Here is a 17873-nt window from a genome sequence, read left to right as displayed (position 1 = left end):
CTCACACCTCCGTCGGGAAGCCGTGGGCGAAGAAGTAGACCGGCGTCCGCTCCTGCCCGTCCTCACGGTCGATGCCCGAGCTCCACTCGTCGAGCATGCGGCCCACACGCGCCTGCAGATCGAGCAGTTCGTCCTGGGTGGCCCACGCGACGGTGTCGGTGTTGAATCCCTCCCACTCGCTCGCGGCCGACACCCGGTACCAGCGCTGCAGCCGATCCAGCTGGTTGCGCACGTTCGCGCGCTGCGCCTCTCGCGCCAGCAGCGCGTCGGACGGAGACTCGAAGTCCTCCGACGACCAGGTGAACGAGCGTCTGGTCAGCTGCCACCAGCTCGTCCGCCGGTCACCGGACGGGTCGTCGACCTGCTCGACGACGCCGGCCTTCTGCAGCATCCGCAGGTGGTGGCTGATGCTGCCGACCTGCGCGTCGAGCATGCGCGCGAACGTGCCGACCTGAGTGGGGCCGTGCAGCAGCAGGCGGTCGATGATGCGCCGTCGCAGCGGGTGCGAGATGGCGGTGATGACGGTGATATCTTCCACGCAGGTAAACGTAAGCGCGATCCGCGAATCCCACAAGGGTCCTTGTATACCCCGGAATCACGCCGATTCGAGGAGTCGCTGCCCGATCAACTGCAGTACGGGCGGCATCCGCGCTGCGCGACGGCATCGACCAGCACGGTGCTGATGTCGGTCGGCTTCAGCGCCTGGTAGGCCGCGCCCTCCGTGGCCGCGGCGATCTTCTCCAGGGCGTCCTGATCCGTGTCGGGGCCGTAGCCGATCGCGATCACCGGTACGGGCTTGGCGGGATCATGGATCTTCTCGAGCTCCGTCAGCAGTTCGTCGAGGGTCAGCCCCTCGTCGTCTTCGTTGTACCCGTCGGTGTTGAGGAGGACGAGGTTGACCTCGCCGGGGACATAGGTCTCGCGCATGTAGGACACCGCAGCCAGGACGCTGTCGTACAGGCCGGTGCCGCCGCCGACATAGGAGTGCAGGTTGTTCGCGGTGTCCAGGGAGAGCTTCTTGTGCGCCGGGTCGCCGAGCGGGCCGAATGGGACGACCTCCTGCCAGTCCTGCCCGCCGATCCGCCTGCTGGAGAACACCCAGACGGCCAGCGAGGACTCCGTCGAGAGGGAGTGGATGGCCCGCACCGCTGCCTGCTCGAACAGATCCATGCGCGTCATCTCGCCGGCCGCGGGCTTCGACATCGAGCCGGACACGTCGTTGAGCGCGAGCATGCGCGACGGCGCAGTCAGCACCCGCCAGGTACTGAGCACCTCGTACTGGTTGGTGCTGTCGGTCGGTGCGACCGGTGCGAGGTCGGCATCCTCCGAATGGCCCGCAGCATCGCGCAGCCCGAACTTCGCCAGACGCCCGTCGTCCTCGGACACGGCCTCCGCGATCGTGTCGACCGCCTCGAGCGTCGTCGGCGAGGAGTCGGCCACAGTCACCAGCGGCATGCCGAGGGATGCCTTGACATCGGTCGGGTAGATCGCCGAGAGGGGCGTGTGGTCGCCCTGAGCATCCGCGTAACGCGACATGGCCTGCTCTGTGGTGACTGCGACCGCCGAGGTCGATGAGCCGGCGACCTCGTTCAGTGCGTCCTCCGTCGAGGGAACGCTCCGAGCGAGGCTGAGGACGAGCCCGGTGAACGTCCGCGCATCGCCTCCGACCGCGGTCTGCAGCGCGAGCAGAGCGGCCGAACTGCTGGCGACGGTGGCGGGGTCCGGCAGCAACGCCGCGAACGACTGTTGTTTCGCCAGAGTCGCGAACGCCGCGTTCTCGCCGCTGAGGGAGGATGCCAGCGCTTCAGGCGCGACCAGCACGATCGGCGTACTGGCGATGGTGTCGCCGACGACCAGTTCGGGGGCCTCGGATCCCGTCGACTCGGCGACGCCGGCGACGTACGCCGGCCACATGCCGGAGTCGGGAACCCAGATGTCGAAGTCCGGTCTCTCGCCCTTCCCGAGGGCGACAGCGGTGGTGGCGCTCGGCTCCGCGGTCACTGTCACTCCGGCGCAGTCGCCGGATCCGCCTGCCGGCTTACGCAGAATCGACTCGAGCGCTTCGGCGACCGCAGGGTCGGCAGTGATCCGGAGGTCTGACGGCAGACATCCTGCCGCCGCCGCTGCATCGTCGGCGGCAGCTTCGGGACGATTCGTCACGATCGCTCCGACGACGAACACGATGGCGGTGACAAGAGCGACACTGATGATCGCGAGCAGCGCGGCGGGCATGTACTGCCGCACCGTGCGCACGTCCGAAGCGTCGCCTTCCGGCGCGTCTGTGTGATCGGGGGCCATACACATCTCCGTGAACGGCGGACAGAGCCCGCGCGACGAGCGCGAGATCGCGCACCAGGCGCGACATCGTGCAGGGGTGGGTGGTTCTGGAGTCTATGTGCCGACGACTTCGAGGGCAAAAGCCACCACCCGGCGGCGAATCGTCGGGCCGGGTGTCCGGTAGCATTGACTTCGCGAGAGGGAGTATCCCGTCAACGCGCGTCCGTCATCACGAGCATCGCCATCGCTGCTCCGGGCGCGCACCGCATGAGAATGCGGGGGAGAGACTTTCGGTACTCACCGAACCCTCTCGAAAGGCTTCCTGCCCGTGGATTACATCCCGCTCTGGTTCGAGATCACCTCCATGGTGGTTCTCGTCGCCATCCTCATCGCCGACCTCCTGCTGGTGCGACTGCGGCCGCACATCCCCAGCACGAAGGAGTCTTCGCTGTGGGTGGCCTTCTACGTCGGCCTCGCGCTGGTGTTCGCGGGAATCCTCTGGGCGGTCACGGACGGCGAGACAGCCGCCCACTTCGTCACAGGATGGGCCCTGGAGTACAGCCTCTCGATCGACAACCTGTTCGTGTTCGTGCTGATCATGGCCCAGTTCGCGGTGCCGCGGCGCCTGCAGCAGCAGGTGCTCATGGTGGGCATCATCATCGCCCTCGTGCTCCGTGGCCTCTTCATCCTGCTCGGCGTGGCGGTGATCGAGAACTTCGCCCCGGTGTTCTACATCTTCGGCGCCTACCTGATCTACACCGCCATCAAGCAGGCCATGCCCGAGGGTGATCATGAGGACGAGGTCAAGCGCGAGGGCTTCATGGTGCGCCTGGTGCGTCGCTTCGTCGACATCAGTGACCACTACGACGACAACAAGCTGCGCACGGTCGTCGACGGCAAGCGGATGTTCACCCCGATGGTCCTGGTCTTCGTCGTGATCGGCGTGACCGACCTCATGTTCGCGATCGACTCGATCCCCGCGATCTTCTCGATCACGTCGAACGGCTTCATCGTCTTCACCGCCAACATCTTCGCGCTGATGGGTCTGCGCCAGCTCTACTTCCTGCTCGGCGACCTGCTCGACAAGCTGCGCTACCTGCACTACGGCATCGCCGTGATCCTCGGCTTCATCGGAGTGAAGCTGATCCTGCACGCCATGCACGAGAACTCGCTGCCGTTCATCAACGGCGGTAAGCCCATCGAGTGGGCGCCCGACATCAGTACCTGGATGTCGCTGGGTGTCATCCTCGTGTCGATGACCGTGGCGACGGTGGCGAGCCTCATCGCCGCCGCCCGCGACAAGCGCAAGGCGGCCGTCACACAGTGACGGGTGCACCTGCGGGCCGATGTAGACTGGCCCGCATGCAGGCGGTGCAGCTTCTCCTTAGCAGCCGCGGCGAGACCTCGATCTAGGCCTCTCTCGCCGCGGTGTCTCGCGTGGGCCGCACCAAGACCCCAGGAGAAGTAGACGCATGACAGACGCATCCGCCCGCCCCCGCACCCTTGCCGAGAAGGTCTGGGACGACCACCTGGTCGTCAAGGGACAGAACGGCGAACCCGACCTCATCTACATCGACCTGCACCTGGTGCATGAGGTCACCAGCCCGCAGGCCTTCGACGGACTGCGCGCAGAGGGGCGCCCGCTGCGCCGGCTCGACCTGACCATCGCGACGGAGGACCACAACACCCCGACGCTCGCGATCGACAAGCCGATCGCCGACCTCACCAGCCGCACCCAGATCGAGACCCTGCGCCGCAACGCGGAGGAGTTCGGCGTGCGACTGCACTCGCTGGGCGACGCCGAGCAGGGCATCGTGCATGTCGTCGGTCCGCAGCTGGGCCTGACCATGCCGGGCATCACCGTGGTGTGCGGCGATTCGCACACCTCCACGCACGGGGCGTTCGGCGCCATGGCCTTCGGAATCGGCACCAGCGAGGTCGAGCATGTCATGGCCACGCAGACCCTGCCGCTGAAGCCGTTCAAGACGATGGCGATCAACGTCGAGGGGACGCTGCGCCCCGGCGTCACCGCGAAGGACATCATCCTCGCCGTGATCGCGAAGATCGGCACCGGTGGCGGACAGGGCTACGTGCTCGAGTACCGTGGCAGCGCCATCCGCGCGCTCTCCATGGAGGGCCGCATGACGATCTGCAACATGTCGATCGAGGCCGGCGCCCGCGCGGGAATGGTGGCACCGGACGAGACCACGTTCGAGTACGTGCAGGGCCGACCGCACGCTCCGCAGGGGCAGGACTGGGACGACGCCGTCGCCTACTGGCGCACCCTGCCCACCGACGAGGGCGCCGAGTTCGACGCCGAGGTGTTCATCGATGCGAACGAGCTCGAGCCGTTCGTCACCTGGGGCACCAACCCCGGCCAGGGCAGTTCGCTGTCGTCGGCGGTCCCGGATCCTGCGTCGATCGCAGATCCGAACGAGCGGGCGGCCGCAGAGCGGGCGCTGGAGTACATGGATCTCACGCCGGGCACGCCGCTGAAGGACGTGCAGGTGGATGCCGTGTTCATGGGCTCCTGCACGAACAGCCGCATCGAGGATCTGCGCGCGTTCGCGTCGGTCATCAAGGGCAAGAAGAAGGCGGACGGGGTGCGCGTGATGGTCGTGCCCGGCTCGGCACGTGTTCGCCTCGAGGCCGAGGCGGAGGGCATCGACCGGATCGTCGAGGACTTCGGAGCGGAATGGCGCTTCGCGGGCTGCTCGATGTGCCTCGGGATGAACCCCGATCAGCTCGCCCCCGGTGAGCGCTGCGCGTCGACGTCGAACCGCAACTTCGAGGGCAGGCAGGGCAAGGGCGGCCGCACCCACCTGGTGTCGCCCCTGGTGGCGGCCGCCACCGCCATCCGCGGCACGCTGTCGAGCCCGAGCGACCTGGAGGCCTGAATCATGGAGAAGTTCACCACGCACACCGGTGTCGCCGCGCCCCTGAAGCGCTCCAACGTCGACACCGATCAGATCATCCCGGCCGTGTTCCTGAAGCGGGTCACCAAGACCGGCTTCGACGACGCGCTGTTCCACGCCTGGCGCCAGGACCCCGGGTTCGTGCTCAACCAGGAGCCGTTCCAGAAGGCGTCCGTGCTGGTCGCGGGTCCTGACTTCGGCACCGGCTCGAGCCGGGAGCACGCCGTGTGGGCGCTGCGCGACTACGGCTTCAAGGTCGTGCTGAGCCCGCGTTTCGCCGACATCTTCCGCGGCAACTCGGGCAAGCAGGGATTGCTCGCGGCGACCGTCGACGAGGCCGACATCGAGCGCATCTGGGCGCTGATCGACGCGGACCCGGGTCGTGAGATCACCGTCGACCTCGAGGCGCGAACCGCCACGATCGGGGACTTCCAGACCGCCATCGGAATCGACGATTACACTAGATGGCGGCTCCTCGAAGGGCTCGATGACATCGGGCTCACGCTGCGCAACGAAGACAAGATCGCTCAGTTCGAGGCCCGCCGCGAATCGTGGCGGCCACGCACGCTCCCCGTCCGCTGAGGCCGGAAGCGCCGTGGGCCGGGGCCACGAGCCCCGCGTTCCGAACGAAGAAGGATGAGGCCCGAATGTCGACACCTGTGCGCGCAGCCGTTGGAGAGGGAACGAACGTGACCGTATCCGAACTCGCGATCCGCGGGGGGCGGCCTTTGCGGGGCCGGGTGGATGTCAAGGGCGCGAAGAACCTCGCCACGAAGGCGATGGTCGCCACCCTTCTCGGGGAGACGCCCAGCACGCTGCGTGACGTGCCGGACCTCAGCGACGTGGCGGTCGTCCGCTCGCTGCTCGAGGTGCACGGCGTCCAGGTCGCCGAGGGCGACGAACCCGGTTCGCTCACCTTCGACCCCAGTGGCGTCGAGTCGGCGCACATGGAGGAGATCGACGCGCACGCCGGTGCCTCCCGCATCCCGATCCTGTTCTGCGGTCCGCTGCTGCACCGGCTCGGCCAGGCGTTCATCCCCGATCTCGGCGGCTGCCGCATCGGTGATCGCCCGATCGACTTCCACCTCGACGCGCTGCGCAAGTTCGGTGCGGTCGTGGAGAAGCTGCCCAGCGGCATCCGCCTCTCGGCGCCTGACGGGCTGCGCGGCGCGAGCATCCACCTGCCGTACCCGAGCGTCGGCGCCACCGAGCAGGTGCTGCTGACCGCGGTGCGCGCGAAGGGCACGACCGAACTGCGCAACGCAGCGATCGAGCCCGAGATCATGGATCTCATCGCTGTGCTGCAGAAGATGGGTGCGATCATCTCGTACGAGCCCAACCGGGTCATCTTCATCGAGGGCGTGGAATCGCTGCGCGGCTACGACCACCGGTCGATCTTCGATCGCAACGAAGCGGCGTCGTGGGCGAGCGCGGCGCTCGCGACCGACGGCGAGATCTTCGTCGGCGGCGCCCGCCAGCAGGAGATGCTCACGTTCCTGAACGTCTTCCGCAAGGCCGGCGGCTGGTTCGACATCCAGGAGGACGGCATCCTCTTCCGCCGTGACGGCGAGCTCAAGCCCGTCGTGGTCGAGACCGACGTGCACCCCGGGTTCATGACCGACTGGCAGCAGCCGCTCGTCGTGGCCCTCACCCAGGCCACGGGCCGCTCGATCGTGCACGAGACCGTGTACGAGAACCGGATGGGCTTCACCGATGCGCTGGTGAAGATGGGCGCGGACATCGTCGTGCATCCGCACGGACTGCAGGACGGGCCGCGCCGGGTCGCACGTCGCGAGCTGGAGCAGGCCGCGGTCATCACGGGCCCGACGCCGCTGCACGGCGCCGACATCGTCGTCCCCGATCTGCGCGGCGGCTACAGCCATGTGATCGCCGCGCTCACCGCGCAGGGCGAGTCCCGCGTGTCCGGTGTCGACATCCTCAGCCGCGGCTACGAGAAGTTCCTCGACAAGCTCACCGCGCTGGGTGCGGACTTCGACGTCATCCGGTGAGCTGATGGCTGCCTCTGAGAAGGGCAGGCCGAGCCTGTTCTGGCCGCTCGCGGCCATCGTCGTGCCCATCGCGTCGTACCTGGCGAAGCTGAGCTTCATCGGGCGGGACAAACTGCCCCGTGAGGGTGCCTTCGTCCTGGCCCCGAACCACTACACCGAGTTCGACCCGATCATCGTCGCACTGGCCGTGTGGCGTATGCACCGTCTCCCGCGCTTCATGGCGAAGGAGAGCCTGTTCCGCGTGCCCGTCGTCGGCTGGGTGCTGCGCAACACCGGAATGGTGCCGGTGGCGCGCACGTCGTCGGCCTCGGCGGCGAAGCAGACGATGACGCAGTCGAGGGAGCTCGTCGAGCACGGCCGTGGGGTCATCGTGTACCCCGAGGGCACGCTGACCCGCGATCCCGAGCTGTGGCCGATGCGCGGCAAGACCGGTGCGGTGCGGCTGGCGCTGGCCGGCGACATCCCGCTCATCCCGATGGCGCACTGGGGCGTGCAGGAGATCATGCCGCGCTACGGCAAGAAGATCAGCTTCTGGCCGCCGCGCAAGCGCGTGCAGATCATCGTGGGCGATCCGATCGACCTGTCCGACCTGCGCGGGCGCGCGTCGGAACAGGCCGCACTCACCGAGGCGACCCGTCGCCTGATGGATGCGATCGCGGAGCTCCTCGAGCAGCTCCGCGGTGAGAAGGCGCCGGCAGAGCGCTGGAACCCGGCCGATCACGGTCAGAAGGAGACGGGACGCCTTGACTCCTAAGCGCACCCACGCCGGCACCGGCCCGCGTGTCGCCGTCATCGGCGCCGGCAGCTGGGGAACGACGTTCGGCAAGATCCTCGCCGACGGCGGCGCCCAGGTCACCATGTGGGCGCGGCGGCCCGAGCTCGCCCATGAGATCGCCGAGGCCAAGCGCAACTCCAAGTACCTGCCCGGCATCAATCTGCCGCGCACCATGGATGCCACCCACGAGCTCACCAGGGCTCTGGACGGCGCCCAGCAGGTCTATCTGTCGGTGCCGAGCCAAACGCTGCGCGAGAACCTCCGCGACCTCCGGCCGCTGCTCGAGGGCACCGACATGCCGCTGATCAGCCTGATGAAGGGTGTCGAGCGCTCCACGAGCCTGCGGATGAGCCAGGTCATCGAGCAGGAGCTGCGCTGCGATCCCGCGCGGATCGCTGTGGCATCCGGGCCCAACCTCGCACTCGAGATCGCTCGCGAGCAGCCCACGGCCGCCGTGATCGCCTCGCTCAGCGAGGAGACCGCTGACGCCGTCGCACGCACGGCGCGCAACAGCTACTTCCGCTCCTTCGTGAACACCGACGTGATCGGCACCGAGTTCGGCGGCGTGCTGAAGAACCTCATCGCCGTGGCGATCGGCATCGTGGACGGCGTCGGTTACGGCGAGAACACGAAGGCGTCGATCATCACGCGCGGACTGGTCGAGATGACCGACTTCGCGGTCGCGAACGGCGCTCAGCCCAGCACCCTGCAGGGACTCGCCGGACTCGGCGACCTGATCGCGACGTGCCAGTCGCCGCTGAGTCGCAACAACACCGCCGGACGGCTGCTCGGACAGGGCTACAAGTTCCAGGACGTGGTCAAGCAGATGAACCAGACCGCCGAGGGCCTGGCCTCGGTCGCCCCCGTGCTGCAGCTCGCCCACGAGGCGGATGTGCACATGCCCATCGTCGAGCAGGTGAAGATGGTGCTGGACGGGAAGATGGATCCCCGTGACATCGCACCCCACCTGACGACGGACGACGACACCCCGCAGGGGGAGAGGACCGAACATGGACAAGCAGACGGTGGCGGTGCTCTTCGGCGGGCGTTCCAGCGAGCATTCGATCAGTTCCGCCACGGCGGGCGGAGTGCTGGCGGCGATCGATCGTGACCGCTACCGGGTGATCCCGGTCGGCATCACCCGCGACGGCGCGTTCGTCCTCGAGGACGACGACCCCGCCAAGTTCCAGCTGGATGCGGCGAAGCTGCCCGAGGTCGTCGACAACGGCACCCGCGTGCGCTGGCCGGAGCCGGACGGAGTCCGCACGCTGCGGGTCGTGCGCGGCGACGGCATGGAGGACGACCTCGGTGAGATCGATGTCGTGCTCCCGCTGCTGCACGGCCTGCACGGCGAGGACGGCGCGATCCAGGGCTTCTTCGACGTGCTCGAGGTGCCCTATGCCGGATGCGGCATCCTCGATTCCGCGGTGAGCCTGGACAAGCACTACACGAAGCTGGCGCTGCGTGCGGCCGGCATCGCGGTCTCACCAGGGATCACCGTGCGCAGCGCGCAGTGGGACAGCGACCCGGAGAGCGTGCGCGCCGCCATCGCCGAACTGGGACCCGTGGTGTTCGTGAAGCCGGCGAGTGCGGGTTCCAGCGTGGGTGTCTCGCGCGTCGACGACGGCGAGGGCCTGGACGAGGCGCTGCGGATCGCTTTCGCCGAGGACGTCAAGGTGCTCGTCGAGTCGCGGGTCGAGGGCCGCGAGATCGAGGTCGGCGTGCTCGCAGGGCGCCAGGGCACCCGTGCACGTGCGTCGCTGCCCGGCGAGGTCGTGCTGACATCGCGCAGCTTCTACGACTTCGAGGGGAAGTACCTCGGCGGCGACGGCGTCGACATCGTCTGTCCCGCCGATGTCGACGCCGAGCTGATCGATCGCCTGCGTGACACCGCGGTGCGCGCCTTCGAGGCGGTGGACGGCAAGGGCCTCGCGCGTGTGGACTTCTTCGTCACCGCCGCCGGTGAGCTGGTCGTGAACGAGTTGAACACGATGCCCGGGTTCACCCCGATCTCGATGTTCCCGAAGTGCTGGATCGCCTCCGGCCTGTCGTACGGCGACCTGATCACGGAGCTGATCGAGAAGGGGCTCGAGCGCTGACACCGCTGCTTCGACGGGCTCAGCGACCCACCTGCTGGGACCCTGAGCCTGTCGAAGGGCTACTCGACGAAGCCCTTCGGCTCCGCATCCGGGGCGATGCACTCGCTGGTCTTCGGGATCGACTGCACGCCGCTGACGATGCCGGTGTTGGCAAGCACCGCGTCGGCGCTCACCTTGGTGGTGTCGACGAACACCTGTACGGCCGGGTCCCGGCCGTAGGTGGTCATGCGCATCCAGGGCTCCTGCTTCGGGTCGACCAGCCAGTCGATGCCCTCCAGCGTGACGCACTGCAGTTCGGCGGTGGGGCCGGGCACGGCGACGCCGCAGGACAGCAGCACGGTGGTCGGGTCGCCCCATGCACCGGTGGCCTGGGCGTCGGTCCAGCGGCGGTCCTGACCGGCGACGGCGTCGGGAAGCCTAACCGTCACCTCTGCGCAGAGCGGGTTGTTCGCATCCTTCGCGGGCTCCAGTGAGACGGTGGAGGAGCAGCCGCTGAGGACGAGGGCCGTGAGCACGCAGGCGGCAGCGGCGAGACGGCGGAAGGGCATGCTTCCAGGCTACCTTTGAGTTCATGCCCTCTCGCGCCGCCTCCGACGATCCTCGCCTGGGAGATGTCTCGGAGGGCACGATCCTCCGCAGCATCCTGTCCCGTACGAAGCCTGCGACGGCGACGATCATCGGCCCCGGCGACGATGCCGCACTGATCGCGGCGCCATCGGGTGCGGTGGTGGCCACGACCGACACGCTCGTGCACGGCCCCGACTTCCGCCTGGCGTGGTCCAGCGGCTTCGACCTGGGGTGGAAGGCCGCAGCGGTCAACCTGGCGGACGTCGCCGCGATGGGCGCGACGCCGACGGGCCTGCTCGTCGCTCTCGCCGTGCCTCGCGATCTGCGGCTCTCCTTCGTCGAGCAGCTCGCCGACGGCCTCCACGCCGCCTGCGACGCGCTCGCGCCCGGGTGCGCGGTCGTCGGCGGGGATCTCACGGTGTCGGATGTGCTGACCGTCGCGGTGACCGCCCTGGGCGACCTGGGGGGAGTGCGGGCGGTCACCCGATCCGGCGCACGGGCGGGGGAGGTCGTCGCAGTCGCAGGCGAGATGGGGCTGGCCGCGCAGGGACTCGGCGTGCTGTTCGGGCGGTTCCGCGACGGCGAGACGCCGATCCCCGTGGACGCCGCCGTGCTGACCTCGCAGGAGCGTGCAGCCGTCGATGCGCAGTTGCGCCCGGTGCCACCGATCGGCCTCGGTCCGGTGGCCGCCGTCGCCGGCGCCACGGCCATGATGGACGTCTCGGACGGACTCGCGCTCGACGCCGGCAGGATGGCGGATGCCTCGGACGTGACGATCTCACTGGATCGCGCCGCGCTCGGCATCCATCCGGATCGTGCGCTGGCCGGGGGAGAGGATCACGCGCTGCTCGCGACCTTCCCCTCGGACAGCCTGCCGCCCGGCTTCCGCGCGATCGGCCGGGTGATCGCGCGCACGGAGCATCCGGTGCTCTACGACGGTGAGCCGGTCGGCCCGCTCGGCTGGGATCCCTACCGCGACTGGGACGCCGCCGCGGGCTGAGCGCGCTCGGCGCCCGGCGTGCTCTGGCCGCGCTGCAGTTCTCAGCTGCCTCGTGTGTTCGCGCGCCAGTTTTCTGCTCGCGCTGCGCACAAACGCGCCGCGCGAGCAGAGGAGTGCCGCGCGAGCGGAGAAGTGCCGCGCGAGCAGAGGAGTGCCGCGCGAGCGGAGAAGTGCCGCGCGAGCAGGATCGTGTCGCGCGGGTCAGCCGACCTGAGCGGGCTCGGCCCACCACACGCGGGTGTCGCCATAGGTCTTCTCGCGCACGAGGCTCAGCCCGGCGGCATCCAGATCGGGCGGAGTCGAACGCTTCGCGCGCTCGATCACGACGATCGCGTCGGCGGAGAGCAAGGGCGCAAGCGCGGTGAGGTCGGCGGTCATCGCCGCATCGTCGAGGTCGTAGGGCGGGTCGGTGAACACCAGGTCGAAGGTGCCCGCACTGCGTTGCAGGAAGCCGTGCACCGCGCCCTCGTGCACCCGGGCAGCCGCAGGCCGCGCACCGAGCGCCTTCGCGACCGTCGCGATGTTGCGCCGCACGATCGCCGCGGCCGGGCGGGACTTCTCCACCAGATCGACGGATGCCGCGCCGCGGCTCCAGGCCTCCAGACCCAGCGCGCCGCTGCCGGCGTACAGGTCGAGCACGCGTGCGCCGTCGACGACGTCCATCGACTCCAGCGAACCGAACAGCGACTCGCGCACCCGGTCGCTCGTCGGCCTGGTCCCGGCGGAGGGGACGTCCAGTCGCAGTCCGCGTGCGGCCCCGGCGATGATCCTCGTCACCTGTTCACGATACGACACGTGACGTCGCGGGCCCGTCGTCGCGTGGTCGCTTTCGTATGCGTGCCGAGCATCCGGCCTGCGTTCTCGACCACATGGTCGAATGTGCAGGTTCGCGCGCAACCTGCACACTCGACCGCGTGGTCGTTTTCGCCTGCAGAGCAGGCTTGGCGGCAGCAGTTTCGACCGCGTGGTCGAAAGCGCATGGTCTCGCGCCGGCGGACGACACGTGACGTCGGCGGGCTTCAATAGACTCGGGTGCATGCCGTCAACGCTGGAAACGCCCCTCGACGTCGCTGTCGGCAGCGCGGCGGCGAAGGCGCTCGACAGGGCGTTCGGGCTGCAGTCCGTCGGCGACCTGGTGTCTCACTATCCGCGGCGGTACGCCGACCGCGGTGAGCTGACCCCGATCCTGGACCTGCCGATCGGCGAGACCGTCACGATCGTCGCTGAGGTGCTCTCGACCGGCATCCGCCGGATGCGCAACCGTCAGGGGGCCATGCTCGAGGTGACGATCGGCGACGGCATCGGGCGGATGTCGCTGACCTTCTTCGGCAAGGGGACCGGCCAGCTCGAGTGGCGGCAGAAGGAGCTCCGGGTCGGGCGACGCGGCGTGTTCTCCGGCAAGGTGGCCGAGTACCGCGACAGCCTGCAGTTCTCACATCCCGAGTACCAGCTGTTCGACGACGAGCTCGAGGCGCGTCAGCACGCGGACACCAGCGTCACCGTGCCGATCCCGATCTACCCGGCGACCGCCACTCTCGCGAGCATGAAGATCGCGGAGCTCGTGGGCCGCGTGCTCGACGATCTGGGGCCCGTCCCCGATCCGCTGACGGAGCGGTTGCGCGTTCAGGAAGGACTGCTCGACGCGCGCACGGCGCTCGAGAACGTGCACCGGCCGCCGACGCGCAACGACATCGATCCCGCGGTGCGCACGCTGCGGATGCATGAGGCGCTGATCCTGCAGACCGCGCTGCTGCAGCAGCGTGCCGCCGTGCGCGAGCTGCGGGCCACGGCGCGTCCGGCGCGACCCGGCGGACTGCTGGAGCGATTCGACGCCCACCTGCCGTTCACGCTCACTCCCGATCAGCAGGACGTCGGGGCGTCGATCCAGCAGGATCTTGTCGCGCAGTGGCCGATGAACCGGCTGGTGCAGGGCGAGGTCGGCTCGGGCAAGACGTTGGTCGCGCTGCGGGCGATGCTGCAGGTGGCGGAGTCGGGCGGACAGGCCGCGCTGATCGCGCCGACGGAGGTGCTCGCCGGTCAGCATCTGCGCTCGATCACGAAGATGCTCGGCCCCGAACTCGCGCCGCTGCTGATGCCGACACTGCTGACCGGGCAGATGTCCGCGCCGCTGCGGCGGAAGGCCGCGCTGCGCGTGGCATCCGGGCAGGCGCTCATCGTCGTCGGCACCCACGCACTGCTGTCCGAGAAGACCACCTTCGCCGACCTGGGGCTCGTCGTCGTCGACGAGCAGCACCGTTTCGGCGTCGAGCAGCGCGAGACGCTGCGCGCGAAGGGCTCCAGCCCGCACGCACTCGTCCTCACCGCCACGCCGATCCCGCGCACGGTCGCGATGACGGTGTTCGGCGACCTCGACACCTCTGTGATCCGCACCATGCCCTCCGGTCGCGCCGGCATCCAGACGTTCGTCGCTCCGCTCGCCGAGCACCCCTCCTGGTGGCAGCGCGTGTGGCAGCGCTCGGCCGAGGAGATCGCACAGGGGCGGCAGGTTTTCGCGGTCTGCGCGGCGATCGACACCACGAAGGACTCGGCAGAGGCGGACGCCGCCAGCACGCTGTTCGACGCGGCGGCCAAGGGGCCTCGGTGGGGCGTCGTGCAGCTCGAGGAGGCGCTGTCCACGCATCCCGAGCTGGGTGGGGTGCGCCGCGCCGTGCTGCACGGCAAGATGCCGTCGGAGGAGAAGGACGCCATCATGCAGGCGTTCGCGCGCGGAGACATCGATCTGCTGATCGCGACCACCGTCATCGAGGTCGGCGTCGACGTTCCGAACGCATCGACCATGGTCATCCTCGACGCCGACAGGTTCGGCGTCTCCCAGCTGCACCAGCTGCGCGGCCGCGTCGGCCGTGGCGGCGTTCCCGGCCTGTGTCTGCTGGTCACCGAGGCCGAGGAGGGATCGGTCGCGCGGGAGCGGGTGGATGCCGTGGCCGCGACCCTCGACGGGTTCGCCCTCGCCGAGGTCGATCTCGAGCTGCGCGGTGAGGGTGACGTGCTGGGCTCGTCGCAGTCGGGCGTGAAGTCGTCCCTGCGCCTGCTTCGCGTGGTCAAGGACTCCGGGCTCATCGGCCGGGCACGCGAGATCGCGGAGCAGATCCTGGCGGAGGATCCGGCGCTGGAGCAGCATCCGGGGCTGCGCGACACCATCGCCCGCCGGGTGACCGAAGAAGATCGAGCAGCTCTCAGCAAGAACTAGGCTGTGATCATGCGTCGTACTGAGCGAGCGGAGTGAGTCGAAGTGCCTGTACTGAGCGAGCGGAGCGAGTCGAAGTGAACAGCCGGATCGCCGTCGTCCCAGGTTCCTTCGACCCGCCGACACTCGGGCATCTCGACGTGATCCGGCGTGCGGCGCGGCTGTACGACGAGTTGCACGTGCTCGTGGTGCACAACCCCGGCAAGGAGGCGATGCTCCCCATCGCACAGCGCCTGACTCTGCTCGAGCAGTCCATCGCGGAGGCCGGCGTCGAAGGCAGCATCATCGTCGGCTCCTGGAGCATGGGGCTTCTGGTCGACTACGCTCGCGACGTGAACGCCGGGGTTCTGGTCAAGGGCATCCGCTCCCAGGTGGATGTGGCCTATGAGTCGCCGATGGCGATCGTCAACCGGCACCTGGCCGACATCGAGACCGTCTTCCTCCTGCCCGACCCCGCTCATGCGATGGTGTCGAGCTCGCTGGTACGCCAGGTCGCGTCTCTCGGCGGCGACGTGTCGCCGTTCGTGCCGCCCTCGGTGGCGGCGTTCCTCGACACGGGGGCGCGCGGCATCTGAGTCGTTCGGCCCGCGAAGTCCCGGCACCGGGTAGCATGGCTGGGTGAAATCCCGACTGAACGGTCCTTTCGTCCTGCCCGTGCGCGACATCTCACGTCGCCCGGGGGAGATGCGCGAGCACGCGTTCGAGGTGACCCTGGCAGAGCGCTGGGGCGAGGGCATCGTGTCGGTCGAGACCGGCGCGGTCGTCGACCTCGACGTGCGTCTGGAGTCCGTGCACGAGGGGATTCTGGTGTCCGGAACAGCGGATGCCGAGTACGTCGGCGTGTGCGGACGATGCCTCACTGACATCTCCGCGCCTGTCGAAGTCGAGTTCCAGGAGCTTTTCGCGTATCCTGGAGAGGAAGAAACTGACTTCGAGGTTCAAGACGACCACGTGGATCTTGAAACTCTGGTCAGGGATGCGGTCGTATTGTCGCTTCCCTTCCAGCCGGTGTGTCAGCCGGACTGCCCGGGTCTCGACCCGAACACGGGTGAGAGGCTGACCGCGAGCGCCGGCGCAGAGAGCACCGCTCCCATCGATCCTCGGTGGAGCGCGCTCCAGCAGATCACAGACCAGGACGGTGCGGCAGAGAGTCGCGCCGCCGAGAAAGAAGAGAGCTAGTCATGGCCGGTAACCCCCCGAAGCGCAAGGTCTCCCGTTCGAACACCCGCTCGCGCCGCGCGCAGTGGAAGGCGACGCCCACCGCTCTGGTGAAGACCGTCGAGAACGGCAAGACCGTCTACAGCCGCCCGCACCAGGCGAAGGTCGTCACCGACTCGCAGGGCACCGAGCTGTTCATGGAGTACAAGGGCCGCAAGGTCGCTGACATCTGATCGCGATCGGAAGATCGTGACCGGGGTGGCGCGGGGGACGGCGCCTCTGAGTGAGACGCTGGGGGTCGACATCGACCCCCAGCTCCTCACGCGTGCCCTCACACATCGCTCGTACGCGTACGAGCACGGCGGTTCCCCGCACAATGAGCGCCTCGAGTTCCTCGGTGACTCGGTGCTGGGGCTCGCCGTCACCGTGATGCTGTTCACCACGCATCCGGATCTCGACGAAGGAGAACTGGCGAAGCGTCGCGCGAGCGTCGTCTCGACCGTGGCTCTCGCCGAGGTTGCCCGTGGCATCGGTCTGGGCGAGCACCTGCTGCTCGGCCGTGGCGAGGAGCAGACCGGCGGGCGCGACAAGGACTCGATCCTCGCCGACACCATGGAGGCGGTGATCGGGGCGGCCTACATCTCCGCCGGCCCCGATGCGGCCACGGCTCTCGTGCTGCGGCTCACCGAGCCGCTCCTCGCCGACCCTGAGCGGTACGGCGCGGCGATGGATCCGAAGACGAGCCTGCAGGAGCTCGCGGCCCGCCTCGGCGCGACCCCGCCGAGCTACTCCGTGCAGGCGACGGGTCCGGATCACGACCGGCGGTTCACCGCGACCGTTCTCGTCGGAGACCTCGCCCAGACCGGCGAGGGCACCAGCAAGAAGACGGCCGAGATGGCTGCCGCGCTCAGCGCCTGGCGGCTGCTCAGCGATCGCGCCTGAGAACGTCGATGCCCGAACTGCCTGAGGTCGAGGTCGTCCGATCCGGCCTCGCGCCGGCGGTGGTCGGCGCGACCGTCATGTCGGTCTCGGTCTTCGATGAGCGCGCGCTGACGCGGCACGCCGCGGGGGCGACCGACTTCGTCGCCCAGCTCGAAGGCGCGGATGCCGTCGCCGCGGTCCGCCGCGGGAAGTTCCTTTGGCTTCCGCTCGCCGACCGTCGCAAGGCGCTCGTCGCGCATCTCGGCATGAGCGGGCAGATGCTGCTGCGCGAGCCCGATGCCGCGCCGGAGCGGCACGAGCGGATCCGGCTGCACATCGAGCATCCGGCGCACGGACGTCTCGCCGTCGTCTTCTCCGACCAGCGGACGTTCGGATCGCTCGCGGTCGACGATCTGCTCGGCACACCCGATTCGCGTGCCGGGGGTCTGGGCAGCGACCTCCCGCTGGTGCCGTCGCAGGTCGCACACATCGCCCGTGACGCCCTCGACCCGGCCTTCGACGACGCGAGCTTCATCGCCGCCGCCCGGCGGCGCTCGAGCGCGATCAAGCGCATCCTGCTCGATCAGAACCTGATCAGCGGCATCGGCAACATCTATGCCGACGAGGCGCTGTGGGCCGCGCGCATCCATCCTGAGACGGAGGGGCGAGCGCTCTCGGCACAGGCCCTGCGCCGACTTCTCGGCGAGGTGCGCCTCGTGCTGGAGAAGGCCCTCGCCGAGGGCGGGACGAGCTTCGACGCGCAGTACGTGAACGTGAACGGGCAGGCGGGCTATTTCGCGCACTCGCTGAACGCGTACGGACGGACCGGACAGCCGTGCCCTCGCTGCGGCAGCCCGATCCGTCGTGACGCGTTCATGAACCGTTCGAGCCACTACTGCCCGAGGTGCCAGCGCCGACGCTGAGTCGCGGGGCGGCTGGACGGG

18 protein-coding genes are annotated in these 17873 nt (G+C 68.9%); 14 read left to right on the top strand and 4 right to left on the bottom strand.

From position 1 onward, the window contains the following. Position 1: 1 nt before the first annotated feature. Both DY023_RS12950 and DY023_RS12945 read right to left on the bottom strand, forming a co-directional pair. Positions 2–538 (bottom strand): helix-turn-helix domain-containing protein, encoded by a 537-nt coding sequence (locus DY023_RS12950; RefSeq protein WP_116242753.1) that lies wholly within the window; start codon positions 536–538, stop codon positions 2–4. Between the two features lie 86 nt (positions 539–624). Continuing rightward, a complete protein-coding gene (locus DY023_RS12945) occupies positions 625–2298 on the bottom strand; it encodes a vWA domain-containing protein (RefSeq protein WP_181905846.1) in 1674 nt (557 codons plus the stop codon). Positions 2299–2641: 343 nt separating this feature from the next. On the opposite strand from DY023_RS12945, the gene DY023_RS12940 reads away from it, so the two are divergent. From DY023_RS12940 to DY023_RS12910, 7 genes are all read left to right on the top strand, one after another. Then, a complete protein-coding gene (locus DY023_RS12940; protein WP_245958704.1) occupies positions 2642–3604 on the top strand; it encodes a TerC/Alx family metal homeostasis membrane protein in 963 nt (320 codons plus the stop codon). A gap of 145 nt (positions 3605–3749) precedes the next feature. After that, a complete protein-coding gene (leuC, locus tag DY023_RS12935; RefSeq protein WP_116242750.1) occupies positions 3750–5174 on the top strand; it encodes a 3-isopropylmalate dehydratase large subunit in 1425 nt (474 codons plus the stop codon). Between the two features lie 3 nt (positions 5175–5177). Continuing rightward, positions 5178–5774: a 3-isopropylmalate dehydratase small subunit gene (gene leuD / locus DY023_RS12930; RefSeq protein WP_116242749.1), complete on the top strand. Its 597-nt coding sequence runs from the start codon at positions 5178–5180 to the stop codon at positions 5772–5774. Between the two features lie 65 nt (positions 5775–5839). Next, complete coding sequence (gene murA, locus DY023_RS12925) at positions 5840–7201, top strand: UDP-N-acetylglucosamine 1-carboxyvinyltransferase (RefSeq protein ID WP_116242748.1); 1362 nt, start codon at positions 5840–5842, stop codon at positions 7199–7201. Between the two features lie 4 nt (positions 7202–7205). Continuing rightward, positions 7206–7955: a lysophospholipid acyltransferase family protein gene (locus tag DY023_RS12920; RefSeq protein WP_116242815.1), complete on the top strand. Its 750-nt coding sequence runs from the start codon at positions 7206–7208 to the stop codon at positions 7953–7955. Continuing rightward, entirely contained in the window at positions 7945–9087 is a 1143-nt protein-coding gene (locus tag DY023_RS12915) for an NAD(P)H-dependent glycerol-3-phosphate dehydrogenase (RefSeq protein WP_245958692.1), read from the top strand. Before DY023_RS12920 ends, DY023_RS12915 begins: the two co-directional genes overlap by 11 nt. Continuing rightward, positions 8987–10075, top strand: a complete 1089-nt coding sequence (locus tag DY023_RS12910; protein ID WP_116242746.1) for a D-alanine--D-alanine ligase family protein — start codon at positions 8987–8989, stop codon at positions 10073–10075. The genes DY023_RS12915 and DY023_RS12910 overlap by 101 nt, the downstream gene beginning before the upstream one ends. A gap of 59 nt (positions 10076–10134) precedes the next feature. On the opposite strand, the gene DY023_RS12905 is transcribed toward DY023_RS12910, so the two are convergent. Next, positions 10135–10623 (bottom strand): DUF3515 family protein, encoded by a 489-nt coding sequence (locus tag DY023_RS12905; RefSeq protein WP_116242745.1) that lies wholly within the window; start codon positions 10621–10623, stop codon positions 10135–10137. 23 nt (positions 10624–10646) lie between these two features. Between DY023_RS12905 and thiL the strand changes: the two genes are divergently transcribed. Next, positions 10647–11642 (top strand): thiamine-phosphate kinase, encoded by a 996-nt coding sequence (gene thiL / locus DY023_RS12900; protein WP_116242744.1) that lies wholly within the window; start codon positions 10647–10649, stop codon positions 11640–11642. Between the two features lie 201 nt (positions 11643–11843). Here thiL and rsmD read toward each other — a convergent pair whose 3' ends face one another. Continuing rightward, entirely contained in the window at positions 11844–12419 is a 576-nt protein-coding gene (gene rsmD, locus DY023_RS12895; RefSeq protein WP_181905845.1) for a 16S rRNA (guanine(966)-N(2))-methyltransferase RsmD, read from the bottom strand. A 259-nt stretch (positions 12420–12678) separates the two neighbouring features. On the opposite strand from rsmD, the gene DY023_RS12890 reads away from it, so the two are divergent. From DY023_RS12890 to mutM, 6 genes are all read left to right on the top strand, one after another. Then, entirely contained in the window at positions 12679–14853 is a 2175-nt protein-coding gene (locus tag DY023_RS12890; RefSeq protein ID WP_116242742.1) for an ATP-dependent DNA helicase RecG, read from the top strand. 74 nt (positions 14854–14927) lie between these two features. Next, entirely contained in the window at positions 14928–15425 is a 498-nt protein-coding gene (gene coaD / locus DY023_RS12885; RefSeq protein ID WP_116242741.1) for a pantetheine-phosphate adenylyltransferase, read from the top strand. A gap of 55 nt (positions 15426–15480) precedes the next feature. After that, positions 15481–16029 carry a YceD family protein gene (locus tag DY023_RS12880; RefSeq protein ID WP_116242814.1) on the top strand — a complete coding sequence of 183 codons (549 nt, stop codon included), beginning with the start codon at positions 15481–15483 and terminating at the stop codon, positions 16027–16029. Positions 16030–16031: 2 nt separating this feature from the next. Further along, positions 16032–16241 carry a 50S ribosomal protein L32 gene (gene rpmF, locus DY023_RS12875; protein WP_116242740.1) on the top strand — a complete coding sequence of 70 codons (210 nt, stop codon included), beginning with the start codon at positions 16032–16034 and terminating at the stop codon, positions 16239–16241. 25 nt (positions 16242–16266) lie between these two features. Beyond that, the gene (gene rnc / locus DY023_RS12870; RefSeq protein ID WP_245958691.1) at positions 16267–16950 is read left to right on the top strand and encodes a ribonuclease III; all 684 of its coding nucleotides are present in this window, start codon (positions 16267–16269) and stop codon (positions 16948–16950) included. A gap of 8 nt (positions 16951–16958) precedes the next feature. Beyond that, positions 16959–17852: a bifunctional DNA-formamidopyrimidine glycosylase/DNA-(apurinic or apyrimidinic site) lyase gene (gene mutM, locus DY023_RS12865; RefSeq protein ID WP_116242738.1), complete on the top strand. Its 894-nt coding sequence runs from the start codon at positions 16959–16961 to the stop codon at positions 17850–17852. Positions 17853–17873 lie beyond the last annotated feature (21 nt).

The organism is Microbacterium bovistercoris, from assembly GCF_003387575.1.
In the GTDB taxonomy this organism is placed as follows: domain Bacteria; phylum Actinomycetota; class Actinomycetes; order Actinomycetales; family Microbacteriaceae; genus Microbacterium; species Microbacterium bovistercoris.
This window is presented reverse-complemented; position numbering and strand designations above follow the sequence as displayed.

Excerpts from the sequence above, each read along its gene's own strand:
- DY023_RS12945 (WP_181905846.1), bottom strand. The coding sequence starts at position 2,298 with ATGGCCCCCGATCACACAGACGCGCCGGAAGGCGACGCTTCGGACGTG.
- DY023_RS12940 (WP_245958704.1), top strand. The coding sequence starts at position 2,642 with ATGGTGGTTCTCGTCGCCATCCTCATCGCCGACCTCCTGCTGGTGCGA.
- leuC (WP_116242750.1), top strand. The coding sequence starts at position 3,750 with ATGACAGACGCATCCGCCCGCCCCCGCACCCTTGCCGAGAAGGTCTGG.
- leuD (WP_116242749.1), top strand. The coding sequence starts at position 5,178 with ATGGAGAAGTTCACCACGCACACCGGTGTCGCCGCGCCCCTGAAGCGC.
- murA (WP_116242748.1), top strand. The coding sequence starts at position 5,840 with ATGTCGACACCTGTGCGCGCAGCCGTTGGAGAGGGAACGAACGTGACC.
- DY023_RS12920 (WP_116242815.1), top strand. The coding sequence starts at position 7,206 with ATGGCTGCCTCTGAGAAGGGCAGGCCGAGCCTGTTCTGGCCGCTCGCG.
- DY023_RS12910 (WP_116242746.1), top strand. The coding sequence starts at position 8,987 with ATGGACAAGCAGACGGTGGCGGTGCTCTTCGGCGGGCGTTCCAGCGAG.
- DY023_RS12905 (WP_116242745.1), bottom strand. The coding sequence starts at position 10,623 with ATGCCCTTCCGCCGTCTCGCCGCTGCCGCCTGCGTGCTCACGGCCCTC.
- thiL (WP_116242744.1), top strand. The coding sequence starts at position 10,647 with ATGCCCTCTCGCGCCGCCTCCGACGATCCTCGCCTGGGAGATGTCTCG.
- DY023_RS12890 (WP_116242742.1), top strand. The coding sequence starts at position 12,679 with ATGCCGTCAACGCTGGAAACGCCCCTCGACGTCGCTGTCGGCAGCGCG.
- rpmF (WP_116242740.1), top strand. The coding sequence starts at position 16,032 with ATGGCCGGTAACCCCCCGAAGCGCAAGGTCTCCCGTTCGAACACCCGC.
- mutM (WP_116242738.1), top strand. The coding sequence starts at position 16,959 with ATGCCCGAACTGCCTGAGGTCGAGGTCGTCCGATCCGGCCTCGCGCCG.